General features: G+C 70.0%; 24 protein-coding genes and 1 pseudogene. 19 read left to right on the top strand and 6 right to left on the bottom strand.

What is annotated here, in order from left to right:
* Positions 1–17 precede the first annotated feature (17 nt).
* From ABT154_RS21700 to ABT154_RS21675, 6 genes and pseudogenes are all read right to left on the bottom strand, one after another.
* Complete coding sequence (locus ABT154_RS21700; RefSeq protein ID WP_351858473.1) at positions 18–785, bottom strand: ABC transporter ATP-binding protein; 768 nt, start codon at positions 783–785, stop codon at positions 18–20.
* The gene (locus ABT154_RS21695) at positions 782–3535 is read right to left on the bottom strand and encodes an ABC transporter permease subunit (protein ID WP_351858472.1); all 2754 of its coding nucleotides are present in this window, start codon (positions 3533–3535) and stop codon (positions 782–784) included. The genes ABT154_RS21700 and ABT154_RS21695 overlap by 4 nt, the downstream gene beginning before the upstream one ends.
* 13 nt (positions 3536–3548) lie before the next feature.
* Positions 3549–3809, bottom strand: a pseudogene (locus ABT154_RS21690) (ABC transporter substrate-binding protein); the annotation flags it as partial.
* A 90-nt stretch (positions 3810–3899) separates the two neighbouring features.
* Complete coding sequence (locus ABT154_RS21685; protein ID WP_351858471.1) at positions 3900–5354, bottom strand: phage integrase SAM-like domain-containing protein; 1455 nt, start codon at positions 5352–5354, stop codon at positions 3900–3902.
* Positions 5355–5432: 78 nt separating this feature from the next.
* A complete protein-coding gene (locus tag ABT154_RS21680; protein WP_351858470.1) occupies positions 5433–5633 on the bottom strand; it encodes a hypothetical protein in 201 nt (66 codons plus the stop codon).
* A 155-nt stretch (positions 5634–5788) separates the two neighbouring features.
* Positions 5789–6208: a hypothetical protein gene (locus tag ABT154_RS21675; protein WP_351858469.1), complete on the bottom strand. Its 420-nt coding sequence runs from the start codon at positions 6206–6208 to the stop codon at positions 5789–5791.
* Between the two features lie 202 nt (positions 6209–6410).
* Between ABT154_RS21675 and ABT154_RS21670 the strand changes: the two genes are divergently transcribed.
* The 19 genes from ABT154_RS21670 (at position 6411) to ABT154_RS21580 (ending at position 15463) form a co-directional block, all read left to right on the top strand.
* The gene (locus ABT154_RS21670) at positions 6411–6656 is read left to right on the top strand and encodes a helix-turn-helix domain-containing protein (protein ID WP_351858468.1); all 246 of its coding nucleotides are present in this window, start codon (positions 6411–6413) and stop codon (positions 6654–6656) included.
* A 1-nt stretch (position 6657) separates the two neighbouring features.
* Positions 6658–6948: a DNA-binding protein gene (locus tag ABT154_RS21665; protein ID WP_351858467.1), complete on the top strand. Its 291-nt coding sequence runs from the start codon at positions 6658–6660 to the stop codon at positions 6946–6948.
* Between the two features lie 98 nt (positions 6949–7046).
* Positions 7047–7286: a hypothetical protein gene (locus ABT154_RS21660; RefSeq protein WP_351858466.1), complete on the top strand. Its 240-nt coding sequence runs from the start codon at positions 7047–7049 to the stop codon at positions 7284–7286.
* Positions 7283–7525, top strand: coding sequence for a hypothetical protein (locus ABT154_RS21655; RefSeq protein WP_351858465.1), 243 nt, complete (start codon positions 7283–7285; stop codon positions 7523–7525). Before ABT154_RS21660 ends, ABT154_RS21655 begins: the two co-directional genes overlap by 4 nt.
* Positions 7522–7815: a hypothetical protein gene (locus ABT154_RS21650; protein ID WP_351858464.1), complete on the top strand. Its 294-nt coding sequence runs from the start codon at positions 7522–7524 to the stop codon at positions 7813–7815. The genes ABT154_RS21655 and ABT154_RS21650 overlap by 4 nt, the downstream gene beginning before the upstream one ends.
* Positions 7812–8000, top strand: a complete 189-nt coding sequence (locus ABT154_RS21645; RefSeq protein WP_351858463.1) for a hypothetical protein — start codon at positions 7812–7814, stop codon at positions 7998–8000. The genes ABT154_RS21650 and ABT154_RS21645 overlap by 4 nt, the downstream gene beginning before the upstream one ends.
* Positions 7997–8299, top strand: coding sequence for a hypothetical protein (locus ABT154_RS21640; RefSeq protein WP_351858462.1), 303 nt, complete (start codon positions 7997–7999; stop codon positions 8297–8299). The genes ABT154_RS21645 and ABT154_RS21640 overlap by 4 nt, the downstream gene beginning before the upstream one ends.
* Positions 8296–8805, top strand: a complete 510-nt coding sequence (locus ABT154_RS21635; RefSeq protein WP_351858461.1) for a hypothetical protein — start codon at positions 8296–8298, stop codon at positions 8803–8805. Before ABT154_RS21640 ends, ABT154_RS21635 begins: the two co-directional genes overlap by 4 nt.
* A complete protein-coding gene (locus ABT154_RS21630; RefSeq protein ID WP_351858460.1) occupies positions 8802–9410 on the top strand; it encodes a hypothetical protein in 609 nt (202 codons plus the stop codon). The genes ABT154_RS21635 and ABT154_RS21630 overlap by 4 nt, the downstream gene beginning before the upstream one ends.
* Before the next feature lie 88 nt (positions 9411–9498).
* On the top strand, positions 9499–9777 hold the full coding sequence (locus tag ABT154_RS21625; protein WP_351858459.1) for a hypothetical protein: 279 nt from the start codon (positions 9499–9501) through the stop codon (positions 9775–9777).
* Positions 9774–9956 (top strand): hypothetical protein, encoded by a 183-nt coding sequence (locus ABT154_RS21620; RefSeq protein WP_351858458.1) that lies wholly within the window; start codon positions 9774–9776, stop codon positions 9954–9956. The genes ABT154_RS21625 and ABT154_RS21620 overlap by 4 nt, the downstream gene beginning before the upstream one ends.
* 162 nt (positions 9957–10118) lie before the next feature.
* Positions 10119–10343 (top strand): hypothetical protein, encoded by a 225-nt coding sequence (locus tag ABT154_RS21615; RefSeq protein ID WP_351858457.1) that lies wholly within the window; start codon positions 10119–10121, stop codon positions 10341–10343.
* Entirely contained in the window at positions 10343–11227 is an 885-nt protein-coding gene (locus ABT154_RS21610; protein WP_351858456.1) for a YqaJ viral recombinase family nuclease, read from the top strand. The genes ABT154_RS21615 and ABT154_RS21610 overlap by 1 nt, the downstream gene beginning before the upstream one ends.
* Positions 11224–12021, top strand: coding sequence for a recombinase RecT (locus ABT154_RS21605; protein WP_351858455.1), 798 nt, complete (start codon positions 11224–11226; stop codon positions 12019–12021). The genes ABT154_RS21610 and ABT154_RS21605 overlap by 4 nt, the downstream gene beginning before the upstream one ends.
* 71 nt (positions 12022–12092) lie before the next feature.
* The gene (locus ABT154_RS21600; RefSeq protein WP_351858454.1) at positions 12093–12467 is read left to right on the top strand and encodes a hypothetical protein; all 375 of its coding nucleotides are present in this window, start codon (positions 12093–12095) and stop codon (positions 12465–12467) included.
* Positions 12464–12649 carry a hypothetical protein gene (locus ABT154_RS21595; RefSeq protein ID WP_351858453.1) on the top strand — a complete coding sequence of 62 codons (186 nt, stop codon included), beginning with the start codon at positions 12464–12466 and terminating at the stop codon, positions 12647–12649. Before ABT154_RS21600 ends, ABT154_RS21595 begins: the two co-directional genes overlap by 4 nt.
* Positions 12646–13452 carry a hypothetical protein gene (locus ABT154_RS21590; RefSeq protein ID WP_351858452.1) on the top strand — a complete coding sequence of 269 codons (807 nt, stop codon included), beginning with the start codon at positions 12646–12648 and terminating at the stop codon, positions 13450–13452. The genes ABT154_RS21595 and ABT154_RS21590 overlap by 4 nt, the downstream gene beginning before the upstream one ends.
* Positions 13452–14885 (top strand): DNA cytosine methyltransferase, encoded by a 1434-nt coding sequence (locus tag ABT154_RS21585; protein ID WP_351858451.1) that lies wholly within the window; start codon positions 13452–13454, stop codon positions 14883–14885. The genes ABT154_RS21590 and ABT154_RS21585 overlap by 1 nt, the downstream gene beginning before the upstream one ends.
* Positions 14882–15463: a hypothetical protein gene (locus ABT154_RS21580; protein ID WP_351858450.1), complete on the top strand. Its 582-nt coding sequence runs from the start codon at positions 14882–14884 to the stop codon at positions 15461–15463. Before ABT154_RS21585 ends, ABT154_RS21580 begins: the two co-directional genes overlap by 4 nt.
* The last annotated feature ends 120 nt before the right edge of the window (positions 15464–15583 follow it).

Below are 15583 nucleotides of genomic sequence, written 5' to 3'. Positions count from 1 at the left end.
AGGCCGACCTCCAGGTATCAGCGATCCGGGGCGTGATCGCCCTCCGTCCCGCCCGAACCGGCGCCGAGGTACGCCTCCCGCACCGCCGGGTCCGCGTGGACCTCGGCCGCGGTCCCCTCGGTGAGGACCCGGCCGAGGTCGAGCACCACGACGCGGGAACACAGCTCCATCACGAACGCCACGTTGTGCTCGACGAGCAGCACCGCGCAGTTCTCCTCATCGGCCACATGGCGTATGACGGAGGCGAGTCGGTGACGCTCCTCGGCGGTCGTCCCGGACGCGGGCTCGTCCAGGAGCAGGACCCGGGGCGGATCGGCGAGCGCGCGGGCCAGCTCGACCATGCGGGCCTGCCCGACGGGCAGGCCGCCCGCGTACGAGCCCGCGAGCGCGTCGAGCCCGCACTCGTGGAGCACGGCGGCGGCCCGCTCCCGGTGGCGGCGTGCCGCGGGCCGCACTCCGCCCCGCCAGTCCTGCGCCACGACGAGGTTGTCCGCCACGGTCAACTGGCCGAAGAGCTGCTGTCGTTGGAAAGTGCGGCGGATGCCGTGCCGGGCCCGCCAGACCGGGGAACGCCGGGTGATGTCCGTGCCGTCGTACGTGATCGCGCCCGCGTCCGGGCGCCGCATCCCCGACAGCACGTCGAAGAGCGTCGTCTTGCCCGCACCGTTCGGGCCGATGACGCCGCAGATCTCACCCGGGCGCACGGACAGGTGCACGCCCGTCAGAGCGTGGACGCCGCCGAACCGGACCTCGATCCCGCTCGCGTGGAGCAGAGGGTGGCTCATCGGCGGGCTCCCGTCCCCAGGTAGGCCTCGGCGAGCCGGTCCCGGTCCACCTCGGACCGCGGCCCGGACCAGACGATCTCGCCCTGCGCGAGGTACGCGACGGTGTCGGCGATGCCGAGTACCTCGGCCGCCTTCTCCTCGACCAGGACCAGGGCGGTGCCCCGGCCGCGGAGTTCGGTCAGGAGCTGGAAGACCTCGTCCACCACGCGCGGTGCGAGGCCGAGGGACGGCTCGTCGGCGACGAGGACGGCCGGCGGCCGCTGGAGGAGCGGGGCGAGGGCGAGGATCTGCTGCTCGCCGCCCGACAGGGAGCCGGCGAGGACGGTGCGGCGAGCGGCGAGCGCGGGGAACCGCGCGTACACGGCGTCGCGGTCCTCGGCCTCCGTCAGCTGGAGGGCCAGGTTCTCCTCGATGGAGAGCCCGGCGAAGATCCCCCGCCCCTCGGGAGCCAGCCGCACCCCGCGACGCGCCCGGGTGACCGCAGCGTCGTGGGTGGCGTCCTCGCCCCGTACGCGCACGAGGCCGTCGGCCGGCCGCAGCAGTCCCGCCGCCACCCGGCAGAGGGTGGACTTCCCGGCCCCGTTGGGCCCGAGCAGCACCAGCGCCTCGCCGCCGCGCACCACGAGATCCACACCGTGCAGCACGGGCGCACCGCCGTACCCGGCGTGCACGCCGCTCAGTTCGAGCGCGCTGGGCGCGTGGCCGGGGCCGCGTCCCGTCCCCGTGGGACCCGCGCTCGGTTTCCCCTTCCCGGGGCCCCGGGGGCTTGCTCCCGCGTCCGGCGAGCGAGGTGGAGGAACGGCCGTCGGCAGCGGTGCCCGCGTCGCCGCCGCCCGTCTCGCGGCGCGCCGGGCCGCTCGTCTCGCCGGCAGTGCCGCGCAGTACCCGTCCGGGTCGTTCGCCAGCGCGAGCCCCGCCAGACCGAACAGGATCACCGGCAGATGGGCGGACTCCGTCACGTACTCCGACATCAGATGCGGGACCACCGCGAAGACCAGCCCCGCCACCACCGCGAACTGCGGCCTGCGCACCCCCGCCGCGACCACGACCGCCAGCCACACCAGGCCCGTCATCGCCGTGAAGTCCGTGGCCGTGATGCGGGTGTTGTACGAGGCGTAGAGCACCCCGCCGAAGCCCGCGAGCCCCGCCGACACCGTGAACAGCAGGAGTTTCGTACGGACCACCGACACCCCCGACGCCGCGGCGGCCTCGGGGGCCGAGCGGACCGCAAGCACGGCCCGGCCCCAGCGGGAGCCGCGCAACCAGGTCAGCAGCGCGACGAGCACCCCGCTGAGCAGGACGAGCGCGAGGCCCATCGCCCGGTCGTCGCCCAGGTCCACCGGGCCGGCCACCGGGCGGGGGATCTCCCATCCGGTGTCGCCGTTGCGCAGCCAGCCGAGCTGGAAGAGCACCTGGTCCGCCAGGAAGGCGAGCGCGAGGGTGGCCAGGGCCAGTGATCTGCCCCCGAGCCGCAGGGCGGGCAGGGCGACCACGGCGCCGAGCAGGGCCGCCGCCACCGTGCCGACCGCCGCCGCCGCGACGAAGGGCCAGCCGTGGCTCATCAACAGCCCGGCGACCAGGGCCGCGCCGGTCACGAACGTCGCCTGGGCCAGTGACACCATCGCGCCGAGGCCGGTGACCACGGTGAACGACATGAACACGAGCCCGATCGCCAGCCCTTGGGCCAGGATCCCGCTCCAGAAGGGTGTGGTGACGGTGTAGAACGCCGTGCCGAGCAGCACGCCGGCCACCACCCACGCGCCCCAGCGGTGGCCCCACCTCTTCCCGGCGAGGTAGTCGACGGGCGGTGGGTCCTCCGCGGCCGCCGTGCCCGCCGCGCGTTGCCGCCGTACCAGGACGACGAGGCCGGCGAAGAGGATGAGGAACGGCACGGCCGTACGGAAGCCGGTGATGTCGTCGGTGAACGAGGCGTACCCCGCCACCAGGTTCTGCAGTACGCCGAGCCCGAGGCCGCCCGCGAAGGCGAGGGGCACGGACACGAAGCGTCCGAGGACCGCGGCGGTGGCCGAGACGAACAGGAACAGGGTGTAGTCGTGCGCGGAGAGCCCGAGGAGCGGGGTCGCGAGGACACCGGCGAGGCCCGCGAGACCGGACGACAGCATCCAGGCGATCGAGGACAGCCGGTCCGCGCCGATGCCCCGCAGCTCGGTCAGGGTACGGTCGTCGACCGCGGCCCGCAGCCGCAGGCCGAGCCGGGTGTGCCGCATCAGGACCCACAGTCCGGCCGCCGCGAGGGCCGTGGCGATCCAGGTGATCAGCTGGTCGGAGTCGATGCCCACGCCGTCGAAGGGCTGCCAGGACACCGCGGGGCTCGGTCCGACGCCCGGCAGTCCGAACTGGTTCTCGGCGGGCTGGACGGGGGCGCCCGCCCGCTCCAGGAGTTCGACCACCCAGCGTCCGGCGGCGGGCAGCGCGACGAGCAGACCGATGGTGGCCACGATCTGAGCCGTCTCGCCGGCCTTGGCCAGCTTTCTGAACATCAGCCGGTCCAGGCCCCGGCCGAGGCCGGGCGCCACCACGAACACCAGGAGCAGGGCGGTGGGGACGGCCGGCCAGCCGAAGCCGGAGTGGAGCTCGTAGAACGCCAGCGCGCACAGATAGGCGGTGGCGCCGTGCGCGAAGTTGAAGAGGCCGGAGGCGGAGTAGGAGAGTACGAGCCCGGTCGCGAGCAGCGCGTAGAGCGCACCCGAGACCAGCCCGCTCAGGACGAAGCCCAGCAGGTCACCCACGTGACGCGCCCCCTCAGCCGAAGGGGATCGGCGGATAGCACTTGAACGGCACCGCCACCTCGTACCGTCCGTTCTTCAGGCGTACGAGCGCCCCGCAGCCGAAGCTCTCCTGCTGCCCCTTCGGCTCGGCGCGGTCGCCCACGAGCGTGCCGGTGTCGGAGAAGCCGGCGGCGGCTTTCTGGAAGGACTCCACGGTGAGGTCCTTGCCGGCCTTCCCGGCGATCGAGAGGAAGAGGTCGGCGCTCATGTACCCCGTCATCATGTGCATGGCCAAGAAATCTGTAGTTCTCAGCCCTTCACATCACGCTGACCTGCTGAACATGCTTCCCGTCATCCTCAGATGGGAAACGACTGGGAAACCGGCCTACGCGTCAGCGAGCAGCCGGCGCCGTGCCTGCAGCACCGAGTTCCTGCGCGATCCAGGACGAACCGCCTCGACGCGAGCGACCACGGCGTCGGGCTCTGTCACTCCATCCGCAAGCGCCTGTCGAACCAACGCGCTGATGGAGGCGACGGAGTTCTGCAGCGCCACCCGCTCGTCGCGGACCGGTCGACTCCTCAACGCCGCTGGCAGAGCCTCCCATCGGGCCTGGAGGGCACGCGCGATCTGCTGCTCCATGGCGACGGTCAAGTTGCTGTACGTTCCCTCGACGCCGGCCAGCTCGTGTCCCATGCGGGCCTCGACGGCGAACCGCGGGTGACCATCCTCGTCGAGCCATTCCTTATGACCGTGCCGGACGAGGTACTGCCGCTTGCCCGCGAAGGGATTCACCGACACCATCGCCTCTCGCCACAGCTTCGGGCCAACGGAGGCCGGGGCGCCGTCCGCCACTGGGCGCCAGTACTCCTTGGTGAAGGAGGCCGCCCCCAGGCTCCCGCCCTCGATCGCCGGGAAGACCCACGGGGACTCGTGGGAGGCCAGCAACGCTTCGAGCAGCGCCGCCAGGAACGTCGGCACGACGAGAGTCCGGAAGGAGTCGTACTTCGGCGGGTAGAAGTCGAGGACACCCTCCTCGTACTGGACTTGACGCTCCACGCGGACCGCTGGCAGTAGTTCCTCACCCAGGCCATACCTCAGCAGGTCGTCGTCGTAGCGGTCCACTTCGGTCTCGTCCAGGCGCAGATCTGTCTTGGGCCAGTTCGGAAAGCAGTACTCGCGGGTGAGCCCGTACAGCTCGGCCGGCCGCATCCCGGTCATCGCCATCGTCCAGACATAGACGAAGCCCGTGAGCCCCCATCGGATGTCAGCGTTGTGCGCCAGCTTCGCCACGGACTCGACCGCCATGTCGCGCTTCCGCTCCCGCGGTTTCCGCCGGTACTTACCGCGGCGACCCTGGCGCTCCACGGGTGACTGCTTGATCAGCTTTGCCGCGACGGCGTCGTCCATGATGGTCGCGAAGGTGCTAAGGATCTGTGTCTGGCTCTTCTCCCCCACCGGGACGGCCGCCAGGTACTTCCTGAAGGCCCGGTGGTCGAGGATCGTCAGCTCACTGACGGGCCGCTCCTTGAAGAAGGCCTTGATGTGCTTGACCCGCCACCGGTAGTTCCGGATGGACAGGTGACGAAGGTCCAGGGACTGCAGCCAGCTGTCGGCCCACTCGGACGTCGGGGTGGCGCCGTCCCGGTTGGAGATGTTGGTGCCGTGACGGATCTCGTAGAGCTTGTCCTGGCCGTGCCGGTACGCCGCTTCCTCATCGGTGAAGCCACCCTTGGACTCGTACCGTTTCCGCCCGTTGGGGTGGCACTCGCCAGTCCACCACTTGACCCGACACGTGCCGCCCCGCCACTCGACGTAGACGTGCTGGTCGACGCTGGCCATGGCTCGCTCCCCTCTGTCGCTGGAGGACGCGGTGCCCGGCCGGTTCCCCAACCGCCGGGCCTCCGCGATGCCATGATCTCAGGGAAGGCTGCCGAGAGGGCAACCCGCGCACTGACCACAGCGACCTCCCAGTCCCTCGACCAGCTCCTTGAGGACGGTGCCGTCCTCGTCACGCCGAAGCTGGCGGGGGATCACGCAGACGATCCCGTCGTCGGTCTTGAGGGCCGTTCCATGGAAGACCGGCCCGTAGTCGACTATGAGTGCGTCCGTTTTCTGCATGGGCTCCCCCTGTCGGGTTGATGCGGGAGCCTTCGAGGGTGTGCACCGACTCTGCCACGGAAAGTGGAAGTTGGGACTAGTTGTGACGGAAGTTAGACGCTCGGTTTTGTCAGCATCTGAACTTCCCTGATGGTTGTACGACCATCGGATGAGTTTCAGCCGCCGAGGAGGCCTTTCTCCTTGAGGTCGCGCACCACCTTCTCGCTGAGGGCGCGGATCTCATCCGCCGTCAGGCCGCTGGTCGTAGCGATGGCGGCGAGCTGGACGACGTCCTTCACCGTTTCCAGCGCTTCGGGTGGCATCGGCGAGATCGAGACGCCCGCCTCGCCCTCCATGGGAGCCACTAGAACTGGCGACCGCCCGTCGAGGACTGCCGTGCAGCTGCCGGGGGCCCAGTGCAGCACCGGGTCCACCTTGGCGTAGCTGATCTCGCGGACTGGCAGCCCAGTCTCGATGCGCTTCCAGGTGTCGGGGGCGATGCCGGCGTCGTTGGCGGCCCTCTTGTAGCCGAGGGCGAGCTCGATGCGGCGCTTCTTGACGGCCTTCGCGAGGGCGTCCAGGTCACGGGGTGCCATGGACCCATCTTGACAGGGCCAGCTAGGGCCAGCCAGGACCGGGGTCAACTTAGGCCGAATCCTTGACCAGCCATTAACGCCCACTTAAGGCCTGCCGACCAGGCACCCGATGCCAGGAGAGTCGATCTATTTGACCAACACGCTCCATCTAGGGGCTAACTGGCGCTGGACAAGGAGGTCTAGGTAGGTCTAACTTCAAGGCATGCACCAAGCCCCAACCACCCTCCCGGTGGACGGGTCGGAGCTGCGCAGACGGCGTAAGGACGCAGGTCTCGAAATCGACGACCTCGCCACGGCCGCCGGCATAAGCCGCCGATACCTGAGCCACCTGGAAACCGGGTCCCGCACCCGCATGCGACCCACGCGCCACAAGCGCCTGTTCGACGCCCTCGCGGCAGCAGAACAGAGCCGAACTACCCCCACCCGGGGAGACCAAGACAAGGAGTGACATGCCTGCCGAAAGCGACAGGTCCCAGCGAGTCCTCAAGTACGAGACCCCCACCGCCCCCGCCGACCCCAACGCGGAGTACATGACCGTGCAGGAGACGGCCTTCATCCTCATGTGCAGCGTGCCGACCATCCGGCGCCGCCTCAAGGAACTGGGGCTCACCAGGAAGCCCGGCCGCAGGGTCGTCACCACCAAGGCCGACCGCGACGCCCTCATCGAGTCGAGCCTGGTCCGGCCGCCCAGCGGCCGCCGCGGCCGCGGCCGTAAGCCGCTGCGCCCCCTCGCCGCTTAGAGCGGTATGCGGGCTGCCGCCGGAGGTCAGAGCCCGACGGCCGCCCTACGAGATCCACCCCTCTACACGCATGCATCTGCGAGAGAGATGAGGACCCCGTGTCCAGCAACGTTACCCCCCGCCCCACCAACACCCACCCGGCCACCACGTACCGCGCCGCCGCACAGGCCGCCCACGAGGAGCGCTGTAACCACTGCCGCACCCTCACCGAGGCCGCCGACGCCCGCCGCACCTCGATGGCCCGCCTCACCCGCCTCGAACACAAGCAGCTCGGCCTGATCCTCGACATGAGCGACGGCACCTTCGCCACCCGGCTCGTCAAGGCGGTGGCCTCGTGATCGCCCTCGCCTACACGGGAGTCCCCATCCCGGACGCCGTGGTCACCCTGATCGGCCGCCAGATCCCCGAGCACGTGCTGGACGCCGAGATCGAGGCGACGAAGCTCGCCTACAACATCAGCCTCTGCCGGGGCGACCGGTACCGCGAGGCCCGCGAGCAGTGCATCGCCGACCTGGCCCGCGCCAACAAGACCCTCGCCCAGTTCGACCCGCGGCTCATCGTGCGAGGTGCGGCATGAGCGCGAACCCCAAGCTGATCAACGCGACGGCTGACGTGATCCAGGCGTCGATGGCCCGGGGCAACCGCGAGGCCCTTTCGTTCGCCTTCGACCTGGACGCCGCCGGTCTGCTCCAGACGCCGGGGGCTGGGCCGCTCGCATGGGCCAACGAGCTGGACGCGAAGTCGCTCGACAACTTCCTCACCACGCTCGGCCTCGCAACGGAGCACGAGCCGATGGACGAGGCGATCGACCAGATCCACGAGCTGATTCGGTCGTTCCGCGAAGCGGTCCAGGGCGGTGCCCGGTGACCGTCAACCCGATTGAGCGCCTGGACGTGCCGACCGCCGACGTGGAGCAGCAGATCGCCGACATCCGCGCTCACGCCCTCGCCGCCAACCCGATCCCCGACGGCAACCACTGGGACCAGTGGCACGCCTTCCTCGACATCGACCCCGACCTCCGCGGACGGGACTACACCGGAGGCACCCGATGAGCTTCAGCGCAACGTGGTTCCTGACCCCGCAGACGTCGATCCGTAGCTCCACAGCCGTGGGCCCGGTCCTGTACATCGAGCCGGACGGCATGGCCTACGGGGCCATCAACCTGCAGATGAAGTCCGGTCTCACGCTCGACGAGAAGGTGCAGATCGCGGACCGCGTCGCCTCCGAGGTCACCCGCTGGCGCGACGGGATCGCCGCCCGCGCGGACAAGGAGCGCACGGCCGCCGACGAGCTGGCCGCTGCCCACGCCGAGATCGCCCGCCTCAAGGCCGAAGCCGAGGGGGCGGCATGAGCTACCGCGATCGCCTCGAGAAGGCCAAGGCCAAGGGTCAGCAGACCGCCGATGCCTGGAACGCCGCTCACGCGGTCGGCACCCGCGTCATCGCCTACCCCGCCTGCCGGCCCGAGTACGACGCGGCTGACGCGGCCAGGACGCGCCTTGTCACCACGACCCGCACCCCGGCCTGGATTCTCGGCCACGGAACGCCTGTCGTGTCCGTCCACGGCTACGCCGGCGGCATCACCCTCGACCACGTCGACATCGACCACGACAGCCCGCTTGGCGACGGCAAGATCCTCGCCCACACCCTGACCGTCGAGAACCTGAACCGATTCGACGACTGGCTCGACGACCTCGGCATCTACGCGAAGGGCTACTGGGAGGACGTCGACGGGAAGCTGACCGTCACCGGCCTCCGGATCGGCTCCGGCTCGGACCGGGTGGTCGCCAGGTTCGGCGACACGATCATCCGGCGCGCCGACGGCAGCTTCACCGTCCGGCAGGCGGTGGCGTCGTGACCGACATGCAGAAGGCCGCTGCCCGGTTCGCCGACGACGTCAGCGAGCACGAGCTGGAGATCATCCTCGACCAGGGCGTACACCGGCACCTGCTCTTCAAGGCCCCGGGCCACAGCTTCTACTGGTTCGAGATCGTCACCTGGCCCGGCAGCCTCGTCATCCGCGGGGACGTCAGCGACCACGCGTTCTCCCAGCAGACCACGTTCATACTCAACCTGGCCGAGGACATGCTGCCGTACTTTCGCGGCAACGGCTTCAACCCGTCGTACTGGGTACAGAAGGTCCGCGGCGGCGAGGGCGCCAAGCGCTACTCCCCGGACGCGTTCCGCCGGCAGGTCGTCGAGGAGCTCAAGACCTACGGAGCCGACGCCCAGCTGACGGCCGCAGTCCGCGAGGAGCTGCTGGAGGACTCCGATCTCCGAACGGAGGAAGCCGCCCGCGAAGCCCTGGACTCCTTCTCCGCCGGCGACTTCCGGTTCCACGACACCTTCGAGTGGGACCTGACCGAGTTCACGCCGCAGTTCCTCTGGTGCCTCCGGGCCATTTTGTGGGGCATCGCCCGCTACGACGAGGCCAAGGCCGACGTCCCCGAGGCCGCCTCGTGACCCGGGCCTGGCTGCAGCTCGCCGCCACCACCGCCGCTTCCGTCGTGCTGTTGGCCCTCGGCCGCCACCTCTCCAAGGAGCCTGCCGCATGAAGCTCATCGTCCAGATCGGCGACACCCTCATCCCGCTCTCCCAGTGCTTCTGGGTCCGCGCCAACCCGGCCGGCTGCGTCTACAGCAGCAGCCACGGCAACACCGCGATCAACCCGGGCGAGGCCCACAAGGACTTCACTCCGCGGCAGCGCGACCGCGACCGCGAGCTGAAGAACGGCTGGACGATCCGGCTCATCACCCGCAAGCAGTGGAACGAGCAGGCCGCCCCCTGCATCAAGGGCAGCTGCGAGCACCGGAAGCAGGCCGCAGCATGACCGCCTACCTGCGCTGCCCGGCACCCGGCTGCACCCACCACGAGCACGTCACCCCCGCCCGGACCGCGGCCGAGGACATGACCGACCACCTCGTCGCCAAGCACCAGCTGCCCGAGGTCTCCGCCAGCTACCAGGCGCAGATGCTCCTCCCCATCACCGGCCCCCGCGCCGCCGCCTGAACCGCCCGCCGGCCTGACGTGCACGACAACCGCCCGGCCGGCGGGACAAGCGCCACAACCCGATAGACCGGCGCGTCGAGCCACCCCCCGGCTCCGCGCCAGCCAGCCGCCCCGACCCCCCAGCGCGGGGCGGCTGGCACCCCACACCCTCAGGAGCCCCAGATGACCGTGCGTATCGGCCGAGTACTCCTCGATCTCCACCGAAGCGCCCTCTACATCGCCAGGGAACCCGACCCCAACTGCCCGGACTGCAGGGGCAGCTGCGGCGGCTGGATCCCCAACGGAGCCAACACCGACTGGGACGAGTGCCACTGCCTTAGCCAGCTCCGCACCTGGACCCTCCGCCTCTGGCCCCGCCGCAACCCCGCGAAGGAGTACCCCTTCTAATGCTCACCGTCCAGCCCCCGACCGGCGTCCTCCTCGGCCGGTACGTCCCCGGAACCGAAGAGTGGGAGAAGGCCCGCAGCGGCCTGTGCATCACCGCCACCGAAATCGCCGCGGTCGTCAACCTGTCCCCGTGGCAGTCCCGCTTCAGCCTCTGGCACAAGAAGGCAGGCCTGCCGACCGCGCCGTTCCAGCCCAACCCGGCCGTGGAGTGGGGCAACCGCCTTGAGGACGCCGTCGCCCGCAAGTTCGCCGACGAACACGGCATGGAGCTCCACGAGACCGGCACGTGGCGCCACAGCGACCGGGACTGGCAGCGTGCCACCCCCGACCGTATCGGCGACAACTGCCTCGTCGAGGTGAAGACGTCCCCGTTCGGCGAAGGCTGGGGACCGGCCGGCAGCGACGAGATCCCCGTCTACTACCGCTGCCAGGTCCAGTGGCAGATGGACGTCACCGGCTACCGCACCACCCACGTTGCTCTTCTCGTCTCCGGCCACGACTACCGCGAATACACCGTCGAGTACGACAAGGCCGACGCGAGGATCCTCCGCGAGGCCGCCTGGCGGTTCCTCGACGACGTCCGCCACGGCAACCGGCCCCCCATCGACGGAGCCGACGCCACCTACCAGACCATCCGCGTCCAGCCCACCGGGCGCGAGGACCGCGACGTCGACATCCCCCTCGAACTCGCCGCCCGCTACGAGGTCATCGGCGACCAGCGGCGCACCGTCGACGCCGAGTTCACCCAGGTCCGCGGCGAAGTCCTCGACCTCATCGGCAACGGCTACCGGGCCGTCTGTGGAGAGCGCCGCATCGCCTACCGGACGGTCAACCCCGACGGCACGACCCTCGCCCTCCAGCCGTACAGGAGCACCCACGCATGAGCCAGATCGGCAACGAGATCGCCCGCCAGTCCCACACACCGGCGGCCATGATCGAGCAGTACAAGCCCGAGCTCGCCGTCGTCGCCGCCAGCCACGTCCGTGTTGACACGTTCGCCCGACTTGCCGTCGGCGTCCTCCGCCAGAACGAGAAGCTCGCGGCTGCCGCACAGAACAACCCCGGCAGCCTCATGAGCGCCCTCATGACCGCCGCCCGCCTCGGCCTCGAACCCGGCACCGAGCAGTTCTACCTCCGCCCGATCAAGCGCAAGGGGCAGCTCGAAGTCCAGGGCATCGTCGGCTACCAGGGCATCGTCGAGCTCATCTACAACGCCGGTGCCGCCCAGTCCGTCGTCGTCGAAGTCGTCCGCACCAACGACGAGTTCGCCTGGACGCCCGGCGCCCTCGACGACCACCGGCCGCCGCGCTGGCCCGGAGCGATGAAGCAGCCCCACCACAAGGTCGACTGGTTCGGCGAACGCGGCCCCCTCGTCGGCGCCTACGCCTACGCCGTCATGCAGGGCGGGGCGATCAGCAAAGTCGTCGTCCTCAACCGCGACCACATCGCCCGAGCCAAGGCCAAGTCCGACGGCGCCGACAGCGACTACAGCCCCTGGCGGACGGACGAGGAAGCCATGTGGCTGAAGACGGCGGCCCGCCGGCTCGGCAAGTGGGTGCCCACCTCGGCCGAGAAGCGCAACGGGGTCATCGAACGCCTCGACGCCCCCGCCCTCCCGCTCGGCGAGATCGACCCCGACGAGGACGACGAGCCCATCGACGGCGAACTCGTCGACTAACCCGCGTCACAACTCGCCCCCTGCCGCCCCATAACTAACTCGTCCAAAGGAACCGTCGAAGGGAACCCGTCATGGCCCGCCGCCTCACCGTCGCCGAGCAGCTCGCGGCCGAGGAGAAGGACTTCCGCCTCGCCAGCATCGCCGATCAGTCCGACTGGTCCCAGTTCCTCGTCATGCAGGCCGTGCTCGCCTTCGGCCAGGAGCACGACACCTTCAGCTGCAACCAGCTGCGGGACGTTCTCCCCGAGATGGGCCACGGGTTCCTCGGCGCCGCGATCAACGCCCTCCGGCAGGGCGGCATCCTCCAGCACACCGGCCAGTACGTGCCCTCCACGTCGCCAGCCACCCACGGCCACCCCATCGCCCTGTGGCGGTTGTCTGTCAAGGGCCTACTGATAGCCGAGCAGCGCCGCGCACGGGCCCAGCAGACGAGGCCTGCGGCATGAGCTTCCGCGACCGGCAGGAACGCCGCTGCAAGCGCGAGATCGCCGCGCTACGAATCCTCGCCGACCTCCACCGATGGCGAGCCGACCAGCGCATGCGCGAAGACCGCGAATCCCTCGCCCTCTGCCAGACCCTCTACGACCTCCCCGCACACCAGCCCGCCCGGAAGGAGACAGGACAGTGACCAAGCCGGTTCCCGCGCACGGCACCGAGGCTCGCTACCAGGGAAGCATCACCCGCCCGCCATGCCGCTGCCCCAAGTGCATCACGGGCTGGACCCAGGCTGGCCAAAAGCGCCTCCTGGCACGTCTTCAAGGCCGCCCCGCCACCATCCCCGCAGAATCTGTGACCCGGTACATCGCTCTCCTCCACGCCGCCGACATGACCACCGGCCAGATCGCCGCAGCATCCGGCGTGAACGCCAGCACGGTTCGTGATCACGCTCGGGCGGCGTTCCCCACCATTCGCCGTACCACCGCAGAGAAGATCCTCGCTGTTCGGCCTCGATGCCAGGTCAACCTCGGACACGTCCCCGCTCTCGCCAGCACACGCCGCTGCCGAGCCCTCTACGCCGCAGGGCACGCGCCCGCCACTATCGCGGCCGCCCATCCCAACCTGCAGATCCGCACCGTCGAGTACGTCGTCCAAGGCGCCCGGCGCCTTGTATCGGTGGCGAATCACAGCGCCATCGCAGAGGCGTACCAGAAGCTCGCGGCTACGCCGGGCGCCAGCCACCGGGTCCGCGAGCGTGCCGCCGCTGAAGGCTGGGCAGGCCCCGACTTCTGGGACGACGAGGACTTCGACAATCCGGACTTCACCCCGGCGCTGAGCGACGACCTGAACGTCCTCAAGCTCGGCTCGCACCGGCGCCACGAGATCCAGCACCTGGCCTCGTTCAACGTCCCCGAGCACGAGATCGCCGATCGCCTCGGCATGGCCCGCGCATACGTCCACGACCTCATCCGAGACATGGGAAAGGCCGCCTGATGACCATCTCGTTCACTGACATCTTCTGCGGCGCGGGGGGCTCGTCGACCGGGCTCGTCGCCGCCGGGTACGAGCTGAAGCTCGCCGCGAACCACTGGCAGCGCGCCATCGAGACCCACGCCGCGAACCACCCGGATGCCGACCACCTCTGCGCCGACGTCAACAACTACGACATGCGGCGCCTGCCCCGCACCGACATCCTGTGGGCGTCGCCGATCTGCACCGAGATCAGCCCCGCCGGCGGCCGCAAGCGCACCAAGGGCCAGATGTCCCTGCTCGACTACGGCTCCGTCCCGGACGCCGCGTGGGAGCGCACCAGGGCGACCGCCTACGACGTGATCCGCGCAACCGAGGTCCACCGGTACAAGGCCATCCTCTGCGAGAACGTCGTCGAGTTCGCCGTCGACTGGGAGCTGTTCGCCTGGTGGCGCACGGGCATGGAGATGCTCGGCTACAACTCCCAGGTGGTGTCCGCCTCCTCGGCGCACATCGGCGGCGACGACAACGCCCACGCCCCACAGTGGCGCGACCGGATCTACATCGTCTTCACCCGCAAGGGCATCCCCCTGCCCGACCTGAAGCCCCGTCCCCTCGCCTGGTGCCAGGAGTGCAGCGAGGACGTCCACGCCGTCCAGTCGTGGCGCAACGGCCGCACGATTGGGAAGTACAAGCAGCAGTACGACTACCGCTGCCCGAACACCCGCTGCCGCCACACCCTCGTCGAGCCGTACATCCGCCCCGCAGCCGACATCATCGACTGGTCCAACACCGGCTCCCGTATCGGCGACCGGGCCCGGCCGCTCGCCGAGGCCACGATGCGCCGCATCCGCAAGGGCCTGGAGCAGTACCCCGAGACCCGCACTGTCCTCACGGTCAACCACTCCGGCCACGACGGGCGCGCGTTCCCCGCCGACGGGGCGCCGCTGCCGTCCCGTACCGTGAAGATCGGCGAGGGCCTTCTCGTCCCGTCCGGCGGCACGTGGAACACCGAGCCCACCCACACCGGGCAGCCGATGCGGACCCGCATGGCCAACCCAAAGGGCTTCGAGGCCCTGGTCGCCTCGCCGTTCGTCGTCGAGTACCGGCGCAACGGCGGTGCGGAGAGCGTCCGTCAGCCCCTGGCCACCGTCACCGCCGGCGGGAACCACCACGGCCTCGTCATCCCGTACCGCAACGCCGCGCCCAAGACCACGGCCGAGCCGATGCTCACCCTCAGCACGAAGGACTCCGCCGGCCTCCTCGCCCCGGCCCCCGCAGTCGAGGACTGCTACTTCCGCATGGTGCAGCCGCGCGAGCAGCTCCTCGCGCAGCGGTTCCCCCACGACTACGTCGTCCTCGGCAACAAGGGCGAGCAGACCATGCAGGCCGGGAACGCCGTGTCGGTGAACGCCGCACAGTGGCTCGGCGAGCGCGTCAAGGCGGTGCTGGCATGAAGCGGCAGGCACGTGGGTGCTCCGTCGCCGAGTGCCCGAAACCTCACCGACGTAACGGTCTGTGCGACACGCACGATCAGCGGCTGAAGCGCACCGGAACAACGGACGATCCGCAGAAGCAGACGCTCGCCGACCGGTTCTGGTCCAAGGTCGATCGTCGCGGCCCCAACGACTGCTGGCCTTGGACTGCTGCGACCAACGAGCACGGGTACGGCGTAATGCGCCCGGAAGGCCGGCGCTCCGGTCCGACGGTGAAGGCTCACCGGGCGTCACTGCAGCTTTCCGGCCTCGAGGTCGACGGCATGTACGTCCTGCACTCGTGCGACAACCCGCCTTGTGTGAATCCTGCGCACCTCTCTGTCGGAACCCCTGCCGAGAACGCGGCTGACAGGAACCGGCGCGGCCGGACGGCTCAGGGCTCCCGGTCTGGCACTCACAAGCTGGCTGAGGGCCAGGTCGGCGAGATCAGGCGCCGGGCCGCAGCAGGTGAGCTTCACCGCCTTCTTGCCGCCGAATTCGGAGTGAGCCGGCCGACGATCTCGCGAGTCGTGAACGGCAAGGGCTGGACCCATGTCTAACGCCGTCACCCCGAACGCCGCCGAGATCCTCGTCTGCGCCCTCGTCGAAGCAGTCACCGGCGAGCAGATCGACAGGCACGCCGAGCCCGCCTTCGCGGCCGCCGCCTAGACCACCACCTC

The sequence above is a fragment of the Streptomyces sp. NPDC001728 genome (assembly GCF_040297565.1).
GTDB lineage: Bacteria > Actinomycetota > Actinomycetes > Streptomycetales > Streptomycetaceae > Streptomyces.
This window is presented reverse-complemented; position numbering and strand designations above follow the sequence as displayed.